At 71.8% G+C, this 15,412-nt stretch carries 17 protein-coding genes; 8 read left to right on the forward strand and 9 right to left on the reverse strand.

Annotated elements, in window-relative coordinates:
- The first annotated feature begins 461 nt into the window (after nt 1-461).
- Nucleotides 462-1,928, forward strand: a complete 1,467-nt coding sequence (locus J2X68_RS17150; RefSeq protein ID WP_310433578.1) for a PAS domain-containing sensor histidine kinase — start codon at nt 462-464, stop codon at nt 1,926-1,928.
- A 266-nt stretch (nt 1,929-2,194) separates the two neighbouring features.
- Here J2X68_RS17150 and J2X68_RS17155 read toward each other — a convergent pair whose 3' ends face one another.
- Nucleotides 2,195-2,452: a WhiB family transcriptional regulator gene (locus tag J2X68_RS17155; RefSeq protein ID WP_016639615.1), complete on the reverse strand. Its 258-nt coding sequence runs from the start codon at nt 2,450-2,452 to the stop codon at nt 2,195-2,197.
- A gap of 319 nt (nt 2,453-2,771) precedes the next feature.
- Entirely contained in the window at nt 2,772-3,740 is a 969-nt protein-coding gene (locus J2X68_RS17160) for a diacylglycerol kinase family protein (RefSeq protein WP_310433413.1), read from the reverse strand.
- A gap of 148 nt (nt 3,741-3,888) precedes the next feature.
- Here J2X68_RS17160 and J2X68_RS17165 point away from each other — a divergent pair, with 148 nt between their 5' ends.
- Entirely contained in the window at nt 3,889-4,329 is a 441-nt protein-coding gene (locus J2X68_RS17165) for a hypothetical protein (protein WP_310433414.1), read from the forward strand.
- 32 nt (nt 4,330-4,361) lie between these two features.
- Here J2X68_RS17165 and J2X68_RS17170 read toward each other — a convergent pair whose 3' ends face one another.
- From J2X68_RS17170 to J2X68_RS17180, 3 genes are all read right to left on the reverse strand, one after another.
- Nucleotides 4,362-5,453 carry an RNA polymerase sigma factor SigF gene (locus J2X68_RS17170; RefSeq protein WP_399040156.1) on the reverse strand — a complete coding sequence of 364 codons (1,092 nt, stop codon included), beginning with the start codon at nt 5,451-5,453 and terminating at the stop codon, nt 4,362-4,364.
- 17 nt (nt 5,454-5,470) lie between these two features.
- Nucleotides 5,471-5,884 (reverse strand): anti-sigma regulatory factor, encoded by a 414-nt coding sequence (locus J2X68_RS17175; RefSeq protein ID WP_020130755.1) that lies wholly within the window; start codon nt 5,882-5,884, stop codon nt 5,471-5,473.
- 282 nt (nt 5,885-6,166) lie between these two features.
- A complete protein-coding gene (locus J2X68_RS17180) occupies nt 6,167-6,427 on the reverse strand; it encodes a UBP-type zinc finger domain-containing protein (protein WP_310433416.1) in 261 nt (86 codons plus the stop codon).
- Between the two features lie 60 nt (nt 6,428-6,487).
- Here J2X68_RS17180 and J2X68_RS17185 point away from each other — a divergent pair, with 60 nt between their 5' ends.
- Nucleotides 6,488-8,086 (forward strand): Na+/H+ antiporter, encoded by a 1,599-nt coding sequence (locus tag J2X68_RS17185; RefSeq protein ID WP_310433417.1) that lies wholly within the window; start codon nt 6,488-6,490, stop codon nt 8,084-8,086.
- A gap of 13 nt (nt 8,087-8,099) precedes the next feature.
- On the opposite strand, the gene J2X68_RS17190 is transcribed toward J2X68_RS17185, so the two are convergent.
- Entirely contained in the window at nt 8,100-8,984 is an 885-nt protein-coding gene (locus J2X68_RS17190; protein WP_310433418.1) for a pyridoxal-phosphate dependent enzyme, read from the reverse strand.
- Nucleotides 8,985-9,157: 173 nt separating this feature from the next.
- Between J2X68_RS17190 and J2X68_RS17195 the strand changes: the two genes are divergently transcribed.
- Together J2X68_RS17195 and J2X68_RS17200 are read left to right on the forward strand one after the other, a co-directional pair.
- On the forward strand, nt 9,158-10,564 hold the full coding sequence (locus J2X68_RS17195; protein WP_310433419.1) for a family 2B encapsulin nanocompartment shell protein: 1,407 nt from the start codon (nt 9,158-9,160) through the stop codon (nt 10,562-10,564).
- Between the two features lie 50 nt (nt 10,565-10,614).
- Nucleotides 10,615-11,673, forward strand: coding sequence for a family 2 encapsulin nanocompartment cargo protein polyprenyl transferase (locus J2X68_RS17200; protein WP_310433579.1), 1,059 nt, complete (start codon nt 10,615-10,617; stop codon nt 11,671-11,673).
- 250 nt (nt 11,674-11,923) lie between these two features.
- On the opposite strand, the gene J2X68_RS17205 is transcribed toward J2X68_RS17200, so the two are convergent.
- On the reverse strand, nt 11,924-12,529 hold the full coding sequence (locus J2X68_RS17205; RefSeq protein WP_310433420.1) for a TetR family transcriptional regulator: 606 nt from the start codon (nt 12,527-12,529) through the stop codon (nt 11,924-11,926).
- 122 nt (nt 12,530-12,651) lie between these two features.
- Between J2X68_RS17205 and J2X68_RS17210 the strand changes: the two genes are divergently transcribed.
- The 3 genes from J2X68_RS17210 to J2X68_RS17220 all read left to right on the forward strand — a co-directional run bounded on the left by J2X68_RS17210 (nt 12,652) and on the right by J2X68_RS17220 (nt 14,143).
- Nucleotides 12,652-13,236, forward strand: a complete 585-nt coding sequence (locus tag J2X68_RS17210) for a dihydrofolate reductase family protein (protein ID WP_310433421.1) — start codon at nt 12,652-12,654, stop codon at nt 13,234-13,236.
- Nucleotides 13,237-13,283: 47 nt separating this feature from the next.
- Nucleotides 13,284-13,493: a hypothetical protein gene (locus J2X68_RS17215; protein WP_310433422.1), complete on the forward strand. Its 210-nt coding sequence runs from the start codon at nt 13,284-13,286 to the stop codon at nt 13,491-13,493.
- Between the two features lie 71 nt (nt 13,494-13,564).
- On the forward strand, nt 13,565-14,143 hold the full coding sequence (locus J2X68_RS17220; protein ID WP_310433423.1) for a histidine phosphatase family protein: 579 nt from the start codon (nt 13,565-13,567) through the stop codon (nt 14,141-14,143).
- A gap of 76 nt (nt 14,144-14,219) precedes the next feature.
- On the opposite strand, the gene J2X68_RS17225 is transcribed toward J2X68_RS17220, so the two are convergent.
- Nucleotides 14,220-14,999, reverse strand: coding sequence for a VOC family protein (locus J2X68_RS17225; RefSeq protein ID WP_310433424.1), 780 nt, complete (start codon nt 14,997-14,999; stop codon nt 14,220-14,222).
- Nucleotides 14,996-15,409 carry a VOC family protein gene (locus J2X68_RS17230; protein WP_310433425.1) on the reverse strand — a complete coding sequence of 138 codons (414 nt, stop codon included), beginning with the start codon at nt 15,407-15,409 and terminating at the stop codon, nt 14,996-14,998. Before J2X68_RS17230 ends, J2X68_RS17225 begins: the two co-directional genes overlap by 4 nt.
- Nucleotides 15,410-15,412 lie beyond the last annotated feature (3 nt).

Here is a 15,412-nt window from a genome sequence, read left to right on the forward strand (position 1 = left end):
GTCTTCGGGTGCGCGGGGGGTGGGACGGCCGGCTCGGGAGCGGATCGCGGAAAATGCCCCCCGTAACTGGCCCCGCGCGGGAACCCGCACAGGCTAGGCTGCGTTGTGGATGTCAGAGCGTCCCCCTACCCAGACAACGAACGGCCTTCCCCTCATGGACACCCCTAGTGGTCTAGTCCACAATGGGAGGGCAGTGCGACACAGAACCTCCGTCTTCCCCGCACAGGAGGGCGGACCGAGGACCCGGAGCTCTCTGCCCTGACTGCCCCGGTTCCTCACCCTTCGGTCGACGGGACCGCACACCCCGCGGCCGATATTGCTCCGGGCTGCGGTGCCGGGAGGGTTGAGGGTCCCTCTCAGGCGCCGCGGCCCGCGGGTGTTTCCGGGCCCGGCCGCCCGCGCGCCGCCGACCGTTTTAGGCCCCGCACAGACCCACGGGTACGCTCGCAGACGTGCCCTCCATGAACGAACTCGTACGCCAGCACACCGCACTCGACGACTCCGACCTCGAGTGGCTCCACCTGCTGGTCTCGGAGTGGCAACTGCTCTCCGACCTCTCCTTCGCCGACCTGGTCCTGTGGGTCCCCACCCGGGACGGCACCCGCTATGTCTCGGTCGCCCAGATGCGGCCCAACACCGGCCCGACGTCCTACCAGGACGACATGGTCGGTCACCTCGTCCCGCGCGGCCGCCGCCCGCTGCTCGACGCCGCCCTGGACGAGGGCCGGATCGTGCGCGAGGGCGACCCGGAGTGGCGCGAGGAGGTCCCCGTCCGCGTCGAGTCGATCCCCGTACGGCGCGAGGGCCGCGTCCTCGGGGTCATCGCCCGCAACACCAACCTGCTCACCGTGCGCACCCCGAGCCGGCTGGAGCTCACCTACCTCCAGAGCGCCTCCGACCTGGCCCAGATGATCGCGGCCGGCTCCTTCCCCTTCCCTAACCAGCAGATGGACATGGACGCCGCCCCGCGCGTCGGCGACGGCCTGATCCGCGTCGACGGCGACGGAATCGTCCAGTACGCCTCTCCGAACGCGCTGTCGGCCTACCACCGCATGGGCCTCGCCTCCGACCTGGTCGGCCAGCACCTCGGCCTGACCACCGCCGAACTCGCCCCGACCCGTGGTCCGGTGGACGAGGCCCTCGCCAAGGTCGCCAGCGGCTGGGCGCCCCGCGAGTTCGAGATCGAGGCCAAGGACGGGGTCATCCAGTTCCGGGCGATCCCGCTCAAGCCCAAGGGCACCCGCATCGGCGCGCTCGTGCTGCTCCGCGACGTCACCGAACTGCGCCGTCGCGAGCGCGAGTTGATCACCAAGGACGCGACCATCCGGGAGATCCACCACCGGGTGAAGAACAACCTCCAGACGGTGGCGGCCCTGTTGCGCCTCCAGGCCCGGCGCATCGAGTCCGAGCGCGGCCGCGAGGCGCTGGAGGAGGCGGTCCGCCGGGTCGGCTCGATCGCCATCGTGCACGAGACGCTGTCTCAGAACCTGGACGAGCGGGTGGAGTTCGACGAGATCGCCGACCGGGTGCTGGCGATGGTCTCCGAGATCTCGCCGGGCAAGGTCGCCGGCCGGCGCAGCGGACGCTTCGGCATCCTGGACGCCGAGGTCGCCACCCCGCTGTCCATGGTCCTCACCGAGATCCTCCAGAACGCCCTGGAGCACGGCTTCGTCGAGGGCGACACCGGCACGGTCGAGGTCTCCGCGGTCCGCGGCGGCACCACGAAGGAGACGCGTCTCCTGGTCACCGTCCAGGACGACGGCGTCGGGCTGCCCGAGGGCTTCGACCCGCACACCTCCGGCAACCTCGGCCTGCAGATCGTGCGGACGCTGGTGGAGGGCGAGTTGGGCGGAACCTTCGACATGGTCCCGGGGCCGGAGCGCGGCACCCAGGTGATCCTGGACATCCCGGTGCGCGCACAGAAGTAGCGGGCCGGTGGCGGCGCACGCGGGTGTCGGCGTGCGCGAAGGGCCCGGGCGTACGGCGCCGGCGCGCGGCCCGGGCGGGCGGCGGGCGAGACGCGGCCCGGGCGGGCGCACAGCAAGAAGCCCCGGACCGTTCAGGGGTCCGGGGCTCGAATGCTCGTTGCCAGCTTGTGCTGCGCATCGGGGGTACTGCGCGCTGCGGCTCGGGGGCGGGAAGATGCGTACTCGCTGTACGCGCCGCCAAGCTCAGGCTTGCGGGGCGGGTGTTGTCAGGCGGAAGCCTGACGGGCCCGGTTGCGGGCGGCGCGGCGCTTCATGGCGCGACGCTCGTCCTCGCTGAGACCACCCCAGACGCCGGAGTCCTGGCCGGACTCGAGCGCCCACTGCAGACACTGCTCCATAACCGGGCAGCGACGGCAGACGGCCTTGGCTTCCTCGATCTGCAGCAGCGCAGGACCGGTGTTGCCGATGGGGAAGAAGAGCTCGGGGTCTTCCTCGCGGCAAACGGCGTTGTGACGCCAGTCCATGGCTGCTACCTCTCCTTGGTATTACGTGCAGGTTGCTTGTGAATGTGAACGCTTTCACGAATCCCTCAACAAGTGAAGGGCCACCAGCCAGGTTCCCTGGCGCGGTCCTGTTGTTTGAAGAGGGGTTCCGGTGATCAGTGGATGCCGGTGTTGCGGGCTGTCCCGATCGCCACGTAGAGACTCGCAAACCTCAGCGGCGGATACAACCCCTTCCGGAAAGTTTTTTTTGATTCCTCGGTGTCGACTAGGTCACAGCCGTACTTCCATGGGGTGGACCCTGGCCTAAACGTTCGAGTGAAAGGACTTCAGCCCTTTCTGCTCACACAATCACACGCAGTGCACGGCGTACGCCTGTGAACGTCACGCTGGTTCGCAGCCCCAGGTGGTCACCGTCCATCTGAAGGGGCAGAGGGACCTTCGAATGCAAGGTGAACTGGTCCAGGTCGTGCAGTGAGACGGCATGCTTCCCGTGCGGGCCCCGTTCGGGGGACGAAGTGAGCAACTGGGTGCCATATCGGGCGACGGAGGCCGTGGACAGACGGCTGAGACCCAGTACGTCGAGCCCCGTATCGAACGAGGCCTTAGGCGACGCGTACACCGGGCGATTGCCCAGATAGGTCCACGGAGCCGTGTTGCAGACTATGGACAGCACCAAATCGGTCACCGGTTCGGCGCCCGGCCGTTCCAGGGTGATCGACCCGTGCCGGCGCTGTGACTCACCCAACAACTGGCGCACGGCCTGACGGATGTAAAGAGCGTGGGTGGATCTTCTGCCGCGCTCGCGCTGCTGCTCCACCCGTCCCACCACTCCGGCGTCGAAGCCCAGCCCGGCGTTGAACGTGAACCAGCGCGAGGGCACCGCCTCGTCCTCCGTGCCCGGCGTGCCCGCGGCCAGGCCGAGCCCGACCGTACGCTCGCTGTCCTCCCGCAGGGCGTCCAGCAGCGCGCCGGTGGCCTCCACCGGATCGTTGGGCAGCCCCAGGGCGCGGGCGAAGACATTGGTGGAGCCGCCGGGGACCACCGAGAGGCCGGGCAGGCTCTCCGGATCGGGGCCGGCGTGCAGGAGGCCGTTGACCACCTCGTTGACCGTGCCGTCACCGCCGAGGGCCACGACCAGATCGACGTTTCCGCTGTCCGCCGCCTGCCGGGCCAGGTCGCGCGCGTGTCCGCGGTACTCGGTCGTGACCGCCTCGAGTTTCATCTCGCTCGCGAGCGCGTGGATGAGAACGTCGCGCGTCCGTGCACTGGTAGTGGTTGCCGCCGGATTGACCACGAGAAGTGCACGCATGAGTTGCAGCGTACCTACTGGGTGGTACCGGGCACAGGCCGAGGTGGGGATCGGGTAAGAGATCGCGGAGTGAGCCTCGACACGAGCGCCGCGGCGTCCCGCGCGGGCGGCCCGGGGCCCGGTCAGGGGTGCGGGCTACCCTTCTGGGGTGAGCAGTGACGAGACTTCCACCGCCCCGGAGACCGCCGGACCCCGCCCCCGCCGGCTGACGTACGCCGCCGCGCTCGTCGCCCTGGAGGGGCTGGCGCTGGTCGTCGGCGGGGTGTGCATGCTCGTCCTCGGCATCGCGGGCGACCCGGGCGACCGTCAGCAGGCCGTCACCGGCGGAGTCACGCTGATCGTGCTCGCGCTGCTGCCGCTGCTCGCCGCCCGTGGGCTGCTGGGCCTGCGCAGCTGGAGCCGGGGACCCGCCGTCATCACCCAGATCATGGCGCTGCCGGTGGCCTACAACCTCCTGCAGGCCGACAGCCTGGCGATCCCGGCGGGCATCGCGCTCGCGGCCGTCGCCGTCACCTCGCTCGTCCTGCTCGTGAACGGGGAGACGACCCGGGCCCTCGGGATCCGGGGGCCGGGCCGCGCATCGGAGTAGGCCGCCGCCGCTCCGCTGTGTCGCTCGTGCCGCTATTCCTCGACGAGCAGCTTCTCCCGCAGCTGGGCCAGCGTGCGGGCCAGCAGCCGCGAGACGTGCATCTGTGAGATGCCGACCTCCTGCGCGATCTGCGACTGGGTCATGTTGCCGAAGAAGCGCAGCAACAGGATGCGCTTCTCGCGCGGCGGGAGGTCCTCCAGCAGCGGCTTGAGGGACTCCCGGTACTCGACGCCTTCCAGCGCCTCGTCCTCCGCGCCGAGGGTGTCCGCGACCGCCGGCGACTCGTCGTCGGTGTCGGGCACGTCCAGGGAGAGGGTGGAGTACGCGTTGGCCGACTCCAGGCCCTCCAGGACCTCCTCCTCCGAGATCGCCAGCTTCTCGGCGAGCTCGTGGACCGTGGGGGAGCGGCCGTGCTGCTGCGACAGCTCGGCCGTCGCCGTGGTCAGCGCCAGGCGCAGTTCCTGGAGCCGGCGCGGCACCCGCACCGCCCAGCCCTTGTCACGGAAGTGCCGCTTGATCTCGCCGACGACCGTCGGGGTCGCGTAGGTGGAGAACTCCACGCCGCGCTCCGGGTCGAAGCGGTCGACCGACTTGATCAGGCCGATGGTGGCGACCTGGGTGAGGTCGTCCAGCGGCTCGCCGCGGTTGCGGAAGCGCCGCGCGAGGTGCTCGACGAGCGGCAGATGCATGCGGACCAGCTGGTTGCGCATCTCCGCGTACTCGGCGCTGCTGCTCTCGAGCTTGCGCAGTTCGACGAACATCGCCCGCGCTCCGCTGCGGTCCCCCGGGGCGGGGGTGGCCGGTGGTTCGTGCTGCGTGCCCGGCACGCTCTGTTCGCCGTCTCGCTGGTGCTCGCTCATTGTCCCGCCCGTCGCCCTCTGTCGAGCCCTCGCCTCTGCTCGGCCCGGGGGCGAGCCCCCGCTCCGCCTCTCCCGAGGCGAGCCCTGCACGGCACCCTCCGGCAGGCCCGCCTGCGCGGGGACCGAGTCGTCCTCCGGATGCGGCCGGGCCTGCTCGGGAATGCCGTCGATGCCGTCCGCCATGCGTCGGGAACCGTCCGGAGAGACTGGAATCTCGGCGTTCTCGGCCGGCAGCTCCCGTGTGCCGCGCTCTTCGTCCCGCACCGGCCCGTCCCCGTTCCTCACGCCGGCCCGGGTCCCGCGCCGCGTTGTTTGTAGAGACTGATCGTCACGGTCTTGTCCTCGTCGACGGCGGAGGACACCTTGCCCGCGAGGGCGGACAGGACGGTCCAGGCGAAGGTGTCCCGCGAGGGGGCGTGTCCGTCCGTGGTCGGCGCGGAGACGGTGACTTCCAGTGAGTCGTCGACGAGGCGGAACACGCAACTGAGTACCGAGCCGGGCACGGCCTGCTGGAGCAGGATCGCGCAAGCCTCGTCCACCGCGATGCGCAGGTCCTCGATCTCGTCCAGGGTGAAGTCCAAACGGGCCGCGAGGCCGGCCGTGGCCGTCCGCAGCACCGACAGGTAGGCACCCGCAGCCGGCAGCCGGACTTCCACGAAGTCCTGGGTCGCGGGCTCGCCTGCGATCTGGGACACCCTCACCTCCAAGGTGGTACAAGCTTTTCGGGGCCGAGGGTCGCCCCCCGGGGTAACGCGTCTGTGGTGCAGCGGTGACGCTATCGCGCTCTCAAGTTTCTGTCCCCGGGACCCCAACCCCCTGGCGTCACTCACAGTAAAGCTGTGAACACGCTCCGTGTCTAGAGGGTCGGTCGGCCCAAATGGGAACAGGGCGCGCCGGGTTGACGTACCCAGGCGTCAGATGGTCGAACCGTACCCGCCGGACGGCCGGGGCGTCATGGTCTCCTCATACGGGTCTCCTCATACGAGGACATGGTCGACGAAGCACCAGCGCCAGTTCTCGCCGGGCTCGAAGGTCCGCATCACCGGGTGGCCGGACTCCCTGTGGTGCGCCGTCGCGTGCCGGCTCGGCGAGGAATCGCAGCAGCCGACATGGCCGCAGGTCAGGCACAGCCGAAGTTGCACCGGGTGGGTGCCGTCCCGCAGGCACTCCGGACACGTCTCGCCGAGCGGGACGGGTTCGGGGTGGGGCAGCGCGTCGGCGTGCGTGCACTGTTTCATGATTGCCAGATTACGACGGGCGTGCGGACGACCGCGCGGAAAAACGAGGGCGGTCTTGACATGGATGTGATGCCACTGCTGTTGCTGGTGGCCGGCAGCGCGGCTTGTGCGGCGGCGGCCCGGCGCACCCCGGTGCCCGCGCCGCTGCTGCTGGTGGCCGTCGGCCTGGTGGTGTCCTACCTGCCGGGGGTACCCGACTACACCCTGGACCCGGACGTCGTGCTGCCGCTCCTGCTGCCGCCGCTGCTGTACACGTCGGCCACCGACAGCTCCTATCTCGACCTGCGCGCCCAGCTGCGGCCGGTGGCCCTGCTGTCGGTCGGATACGTGCTCTTCGCGACCTTCGCGGTCGGCTGGGCCGCCTATCTGATCGTCCCCGGGCTGCCGCTCACGGCGGCGCTGGTGCTGGGCGCGGTGGTCGCGCCGCCGGACGCGGTCGCGGCCACGGCGGTGGCCCGCCGGGTCGGCCTGCCGTCGCGGATCACCACGATCCTCCAGGGCGAGTCGCTGCTCAACGACGCCACCGCGATCACCGCCTACAAGGTGGCCCTCGCGGTCGTGGTCGGCGAAGGCGCGTCCTGGGCCGGCGGCATCGAGGAGTTCCTGGTCGCGGCGGTCGGCGGAACCGCCGTCGGCCTGATCCTGATGGCCCCGCTGCACTGGCTGCGCACCCACCTCAAGGAGCCCCTGCTCCAGAACACGCTCTCCCTGCTGATCCCCTTCGTCGCCTACGCGGCGGCCGAGCAGTTCCACGCCTCCGGGGTCATCGCCGTGGTCGTGGTCGCGCTCTACCTGGGCCACCGCGCGTGGGAGGTCGACTTCGCGACCCGCCTCCAGGAGGAGGCCGTGTGGAAGATGGTCGCCTTCGTCCTGGAGTCGGCGGTCTTCGCGCTGATCGGCCTCCAGCTGCCCGTCGTCCTGAAGGGCCTCGGCGCCTACGAGGGCGTGGACGCCGCCTGGTACGCCGTCGCGCTGTTCCTCGTGGTCGTCGCGGCGCGCTTCCTGTGGGTGTACCCGGCGACCTTCCTGCCCCGGCTGCTGTCGGCGCGGATCCGCGCGCGGGAGGCCAATCCGACCTGGCGGGGGCCGATCGTCATCGCCTGGGCCGGTATGCGGGGCGTGGTCTCGCTCGCCATCGCGTTCTCCATCCCGCTCACCGTGGACCACGGCGAGGCGCCCTTCCCGTACCGCAACCTGATCCTCTTCCTCACCTTCACGACGGTCATCGGCACCCTGGTGGTGCAGGGGCTGACCCTGCCGCCGCTGATCCGCCTGCTGAAGTTCCCCGAGCCCGACCCGCAGGCCGCGACGCTGGCCGAGGCCAACGCCCAGGCACAGGCGTCCCGGGTCGCCGAGGAGCGCCTGGACGCGCTGCTCGCCGACGAGCGCAACGCCCTGCCGCCACCGCTCGCCGACCGGCTGCGCAGCGTCCTGGAGCGGCGCCGCAACGCCGTCTGGGAGCGCCTCGGGCAGGTCAACCCGATCACCGGTGAGACCGTCGACGACACCTACCGGCGCCTCTCGCGCGAGATGATCAGCGCCGAGCGCGAGATGTTCGTCCGGCTGCGGGACGGCCGCTACATCGACGACGAGATGCTGCGCACGCTGCTGCGCCGGCTGGACCTGGAGGAGGCGGCGGCGTTCCGGGAGGCGGCGTAGGCCCGGCCGCCCCTCAGGGGAACGGGCGGCCCGTGATCACGGCGGTCACCGTCGTCCCGCGCGCGAAGGCGCCCTCCGCTGCCAGCGCGACGAGGCCGTAGAGCGACTTGGCGACATAGAGACGCTCCACCGGCACCGCGTGGCGTCGCTCGAAGTCCGCCGCGAAGGCCTCCAGCTCGGGGGTGACACGCGCGTAGCCACCGAAGTGGAAGCGTTCGTCGAGCCGCCACTCGCCCCGCCGGCCGCCGAACGCCTCCTCCTGGAGCGCCCGTACGCCGCCGTCCAGGAAGCCTCCCCTGAGGACCGGTATCCCCAGGGCCCGCTGACCGGGGGCGAGGCCTGCCGCCAGGCCGGCGAGGGTGCCGCCGGTGCCGCAGGCGAGGGCGACGACATCGGTACGGCCGCGCAGCTCCTCGCCGAGCGCCCGGCACCCGTGGACGGCCGCCGCGTTGCTGCCGCCCTCGGGCACGACGTACGCGTCCGGTACGCCGGCCGTGTCCCGCAGCCGGCCGAGCACGTCCGGATCGCTCTTGCGGCGGTAGGCCGAGCGGTCCACGAAGTGCAGACGCATGCCGTCGGCCGCGCACCGGGCCAGGGACGGGTTCAGCGGCCGGCCCGCCAGTTCGTCGCCGCGCACCACGCCCACCGTGGGCAGCCCCAGGAGCCGCCCGGCGGCCGCCGTGGCCCGCAGGTGGTTGGAGTAGGCGCCCCCGAAGGTGAGGAGCGTGCGGCCCGCCGCGCGCTCCAGGTTGGGCGCGAGCTTGCGCCACTTGTTGCCGATCAGCTCGGGGTGGATCAGGTCGTCCCGCTTCAGCAGCAGCCGGACGCCGTACCGGCCGAACCGGTCGTCGGACACCTCCTGCAGCGGGGACGGCAGGCGGGGGCGGAGATCGGTCACCCGCTCATTGTCGAACACCGTTCGGTGAAACGTAGCTCTTCCCTGCCCACGTTGATCCATTCCCGCTCTTTCGGGTAATAGCACGAGCACACACCGTGATGGAAGGCTTGCCGCGTGAACGGAGTGCATCGGCGCAGTTCGGCGCCCGTGCATGAATCGGGAGGGCATTTCTCATGTCGGTAGGCGAAGAGGTCCGCGCGGAATCGGGCAAGCCGCAGCAGAGTCTCGGCACCGCGGCCGCGCGGAACCTGGCCACCACGACCAAGTCCGCACCGCAGATGCAGGAGATCAGTTCCCGCTGGCTGCTGCGGAATCTGCCCTGGGTGGACGTACAGGGCGGCACGTACCGGGTCAACAGGCGTCTGACGTACGCGGTGGGGGACGGCCGCATCACGTTCGTGAAGACCGGTGACCGCGTGGAGGTCATCCCGGCCGAGCTGGGCGAACTGCCCGCGCTGCGCTCCTACGAGGACGAGGAGGTGCTCGGGGAACTCGCCCAGCGCTGCCGGCAGCGGGAGTTCGGCCCCGGTGAGGTCATCGCCTCCTTCGGCAGCCAGAGCGAAGAGGTCTACCTGCTGGCGCACGGCCGCGTCGAGAAGGTCGGCACCGGCCCCTACGGCGACGACCAGGTGCTCGGCGTCCTCGCGGACGGCGCGTACTTCGGCGACCAGGCACTGCTCGACGCGGACGCCATCTGGGAGTACACGGCCCGCGCGGACACCGCCTGCACCGTGCTGATCCTGGCCCGGCAGGACGTCGAGCAGGTCGCGGAGCGCGCCGACTCCCTGCGCGAACACCTCGAGCAGCTGCGCGCGATCCCCGAGCAGCGCACCAACAAGTACGGCGAGAAGGAGGTCGACCTCGCCGCCGGTCACGCCGGTGAGCCGGACATCCCGCACACGTTCGTGGACTACGACGCGCGGCCACGCGAGTACGAACTGAGCATCGCCCAGACCGTCCTGCGCATCCACTCGCGCGTGGCGGACCTGTACAACCAGCCGATGAACCAGACCGAGCAGCAGCTGCGGCTGACGGTCGAGGCGCTCAAGGAGCGCCAGGAGCACGAACTCGTCAACAACCGCGAGTTCGGGCTGCTGCACAACTGCGAGTACGACCAGCGGCTCCAGCCGCACGACGGCGTGCCGAGCCCCGACGACCTGGACGAACTGCTCAGCAGGCGGCGCGGCACCAAGATGCTGCTCGCCCACCCGCGCGCGATCTCCGCGATCGGGCGTGAGCTCAACAAGCGCGGGCTCGTCCCCGAGACGATCGACGTGGGCGGCAACCGCATCCCCACCTGGCGCGGGGTGCCGATCTACCCGTGCAACAAGATCCCGGTCAGCGCGGCGCGCACCAGCTCCATCATCGCGCTGCGCCTGGGCCAGGAGGACCAGGGCGTCATCGGGCTGCGCCAGTCCGGCATCCCGGACGAGATCGAGCCGAGCCTGTCCGTGCGGTTCATGGGCATCAACGAACAGGCCATCATCAAGTACCTGGTCACGGCCTACTACTCGGCCGCGGTCCTCGTGCCGGACGCACTGGGCGTCCTGGAGAACGTCGAGATCGGCCGCTGGCGGTGACGTCCGCCATCACGCGGCACCGGGGTGAGACGCGCGAAAGGCGGAGATCCATCGGCAGCCAGGGCGACAACGGCCCCGGTGCGGCCGACGGCCACGACGCGGCGGTCATCCTGGAGCGCTCGCGGGCGTCGGTCGACCCCGAACTGCGCGCGGCCGTCGACTCCTTGCCCGGCTCCATGCGCCGGGTCGCGCTCTACCACTTCGGCTGGGAGCACGCGGACGGGAGCCCGGCGGCGGGCAACGCGGGCAAGGCGATCCGCCCGGCCCTCGTGCTCGCCGCGGCCGCCGCGCTCGGTGGCCCGGCGGCCCGCGCGGCGGCCCTGCGGGCGGCCGCGGCGGTCGAACTGGTCCACAACTTCACGCTGTTGCACGACGACGTGATGGACCGGGACGCCACCCGCCGGCACCGCCCCACCGCCTGGACCGTCTTCGGCGACGCCGACGCGATCCTCGCCGGGGACGCCCTCCAGGCCCTCGCCCTCGGGCTGCTGGCCGCGGACCCGCATCCCGCGTCCTCGGCGGCCGCCCGCCGGGTCGCGGCCTGTGTGATCGAACTCTGCGCCGGCCAGCAGGCGGACACGGCCCTGGAGAAGCGGGACCCGACCGACATCACCCTCGACGAGGTGCTCGTCATGGCCGAGGCCAAGACGGGAGCGCTGCTCGGCTGCGCCTGTGCGGTGGGCGCGCTGTACGCCGGGGCGGCCGAGGAGGACGTGGACGCGCTGGACGCGTTCGGCCGGGAGGCCGGGCTGGCCTTCCAGCTCATCGACGACGTCATCGGTCTGTGGGGAGATCCGCGGCACACCGGCAAGCCGGCCGGCGCGGATCTCGCCGCCCGTAAGAAGTCCCTGCCGGTGGTCGCCGCGCTGACCTCCGGCACTCCGGCGGCCGGCGAACTGGCCGCGCTGTACGCGGCGCCCTACGACCCGGCCGACCTGGACCGCACGACGCTCGCCGTCGAACGCGCCGGCGGCCGCGAGTGGGCGCAGGAGCAGGCCGCCGACCGGATGGCCCGCGCGATGCAGGAACTGTCCCGGGCGATCCCGGACCCGGAGTCGGCGGGCGGCCTGCTCTCCCTGGCGGAGTTCGTGACCCGGCGCAGCAGCTAGGTCCCGACCGGTCGCAGGACGAGGACCAGGAGCAGGCCACAGGACGAGGACCAGGAGCAGGCCACAGACGGAACCACGACCCAGGGCCGAGATCAGGACCTCGACCGGTACCGGGCCGAGGAGGGCGAGAAGGGCAAGGAGGGCGAGAGGGCAAGGAGGGCGAAGGAGGAGAGCCGGACCGGCCTCGGGCGGGTGCCGGTCGGCGGGTCCCGCACATCCCCACGGTGTGCGGGACCCGCCGCCGTGCGCCCTACGCGCGTTCCTCGGCGCCGTCCGGGACGACGGTCGCCACGATCCGCTCGACCAGCCCCTCCGGCACCCCCACTCCCGGCAGGACGCCGTCCAGGACGTCCGGCAGGGTGAGGTGCTCCAGGATCAGCCCGAGCATCGCGAGGTACAGGACCACGACGGTCTCGTCGCCGCCGGGCAGGCCGGCCTCGCGGTGGAAGTCCATGCCCTGGTCCAGGTCGCCGCGCACCGACATCGTGAAGGAGGCGCGCAGCTCGGGGCGCCGGGTGGCCTCGAGGCGCATCTCCAGCAGGGCGAGGTAGCCGCTCCGGTCACGGGTCGCCCGGGCGATCAGGTCGTGCATGAACGCCGTGACCAGGGAGCGGTCGCGCGGCCGGGCCAGCAGCGCGCCGAGCACCTCGGGGTCGGGCGCCAGCCGGACGTGCAGCCGGGCGTCGATCTGCCGCAGCAGGTCGTCGCGCCCGGTGAAGTAGTTGGAGGCGGTGCCCACCGGCACCGCCGCCGCCGAGTCCACCGCGCGGAACGTGAGCCCTCGCGCGCCCTCCCGGGCGAGCACCTCCACCCCGGCGTCCACCAGGGCCGCCCGGCGTTCCGGATTTCCGGCCATGCGGAACCTTCCCTCTCACTTGGCTCCGTTTCCCGAAACCCCGGGAAACCCGCTTGCAACCACTACAGGTGAAGTACTACAACTGAAGTGGTTCGGACGGCAGCCTACGGAAAGAGCCCCACTTGCGAAAGCTCACGTACTTCATCGCCTGCTCCGTCGACGGCTTCATCGGGGACGTGGACGGCGACGGCGCGGAGATGATCTCCTACGTCGACGCGGAATTCCTCGACTTCCTCACGTCGGAGCACCCGGAGACCGTGCCGACCCATGGCCGTCGCGCGCTCGGCTTCGACGACCTGGCGAACAAGAGGTTCGACACGATCATCCAGGGCCGGGCCAGCTACGACCTGGCGCTGAAGGAGGGCATCACCAGCCCCTACGCGCACCTGCGCCAGTACGTCGCCTCACGCACCCTCGGCGAGTCGCCCTCCCCGGACGTCGAGATCATCGCGGACGGACTGCTCGACAAGGTCCGCGAACTGAAGGCGGAGGACGGCGGCCTCGACATCTACCTGTGCGGCGGTTCCCGTCTCGCGGGCGAGCTGTTCGACGAGATCGACGAACTCGTGATCAAGACCTACCCGATCGTCTACGGCACCGGCATGCCGATGTTCGGCGCCGGATCCGGCATCGCCCGCTTCACCCTCGGCGGGACGCGCTCCTTCGGCAACGGCGCGGTCGTACGCACGTACAGCAGGGAACACTGACGTACGGCGGGGAGCGCTCGCGTCCGTGCCGCCCTACCCTGGAGGGCATGGACCGGGAACAACGCGTCTGCCCCGCCTGCGGGCAGCCAGTGCAGTCCGTCGTCCGGCGACACAAGACGCTGGGCGCGTGGGTCCCGCGCTGGGTGCCGGGCCCGTGCCACAACCCGCGCTGCGAGGCTTATGTGGAACCGGGCGCCCGGCACAAGGCCGCCGAGACCGAGGACGAACCCGAAGCCCCCACCGCCCCGACCTCCTGACCGCCCCGACCTCACCGACCTCCCGACCTCACCGACCTCCCGACCTCACCGACCTCACCGAGCGGAGACCGATGACCAGCCGCGTGACCCTGATATCACCGGCGGTCACCTCGGCCCTGCGTGAGGCGCGATTCGACGACGGCAGCTGCGAGGTGGAGGCCGCCGGGGTGCGCCGCGCCCGGTCGGCCGCCGCGCTGCTGCCCGGCGCGGACCGCTCGGCCGCCTCGCCCTCCACCCGGTGCCTGCAGACCGCCGAGGCGCTGGGCGTGCCCGCGCCCCGGGTGCCCGAGCTCGCCGCACTGGACGTGGGCCGCTGGCGCGGCCGGACCCTCACCGAGGTGACGGCGGCCGAGCCGGAGGCGGTGGCGGCCTGGCTGGCGGATCCGGCGCACGCCCCGCACGGCGGGGAGACCGTGCGAGGCCTCTGCGACCGGGCCGGGGCCTGGCTGGAGGACACCGCCCGCGCGCCGGGGCGGGTGACCGCCGTGGTGGAACCCGACGTCGTGCGCGCCCTGCTCGTCCGCGCGCTGGGCCTGCCGGAAGCGGCCTTCTGGCGCCTCGACGTGCGCCCGCTGACCGCCGTGGAGCTGAGCGGCCGGGCGGGGCGGTGGAACCTGCGGGTGGGCGCCCCGCTGGGCGAGGGGCCGTAGCCGGTCCGTGAGCCGGCGGTCAGTGGCCCCAGTGGCCTCAGTGGCGCAGTGACCGTCAGTGGTCCGCGGGCCGTCGTCAGCGGTCGGACGTCGAGCCGGCGGTCCGGGTACCGGCGCGCGGCAGCCCGCCCGTCTCCGCGTCGCGCGCGGTCAGGCAGTACAGCCCGCCGGCCGGGTCGCGCATCACCGTCCAGTGGGGACGCCGGGCGACGAGGACCGCGCCGAGTTCCTCGTGCCGGGCGCGTACGGCGTCGATGTCCTGGCCGCAGGCCAGGTCGAGATGGGCGCGGGCCACGCCCTCCGCGTCGAGCCGCTGGAGCAGGATGCGGATCGGCAGCCCCGGCGGCGGCTCGACCACGTGGAACTCGGGCCGGGAGCCCGGCCGGGCCGACCAGTCGGGCAACAGGCCGCTCCAGAAGGCGACCTCGCTCTCGTACGCCGACGGCGGGACGTCCATGCACACCTGGTCCAGACGGCTGCCGGCCACCACGGGCGGCCGCGCCGATTCCCCGAGCCACGGCACCGCGCAGAACACCTGTCCGGCGGGTGAGCGCAGGACGGCCCAGCCGTCGTGCGCGGCGGCCGTCTCCGCGCCCAGGTCCAGCGCCGCCGCGACGAAACCGGGCACATCCCGCACGCAGAGGTCGAGATGCGCGCCGCCCTCGCCGTCCGTGACCGCCTGGGCCTTCACGCAGGCGTCGGCGTCCTTCGGCAGCAGGGTGACGAACTCCCCGTCCTCGCCCCTGGCCTCGGAGAGGGACGTGTCCGTGACGGCGGTCCAGAAGTCGCAGGCCGCCGCGAAGCTCCCGGCGGGACGGTCGACGAACGCGTGGGCCCAGCCGACCGGTCGGCTCATCCGGTCCGCTCCATGAACCGCAGCATGTTGCCCGCCGGGTCGCGGAACGCGCAGTCGCGCACCCCGTAGGGCTGGTCCGTCGGCTCCTGGAGCACCTCGACGCCGGCCTCCAGCACCCGCGCGTGCAGCGCGTCGCAGTCGGCGGTGGTGAAGATGACCCCGCGCAGCACCCCCTTGGCGAGCAGCCGGGCCATCGCCTCCCGGTCGGCGGGGGAGAAGTCCGGGTTCGCGCCGGGCGGCTCCAGCACGAGGTCCACGTCCGGCTGGAGCGGCGAACCGACGGTCACCCAGCGCATCCCCTCGAAGGAGACGTCGTTGCGGACTTCGAGACCGAGCACCTCGACGTAGAAGTGCAGCGCCTTGTCGTGGTCGTCGACGGCGACGAAACACTGGTGGAGTTTGAGGTCCATGGC

It is taken from the genome of Streptomyces sp. 3330 (assembly GCF_031456635.1).
Taxonomy (GTDB): Bacteria; Actinomycetota; Actinomycetes; order Streptomycetales; family Streptomycetaceae; genus Streptomyces.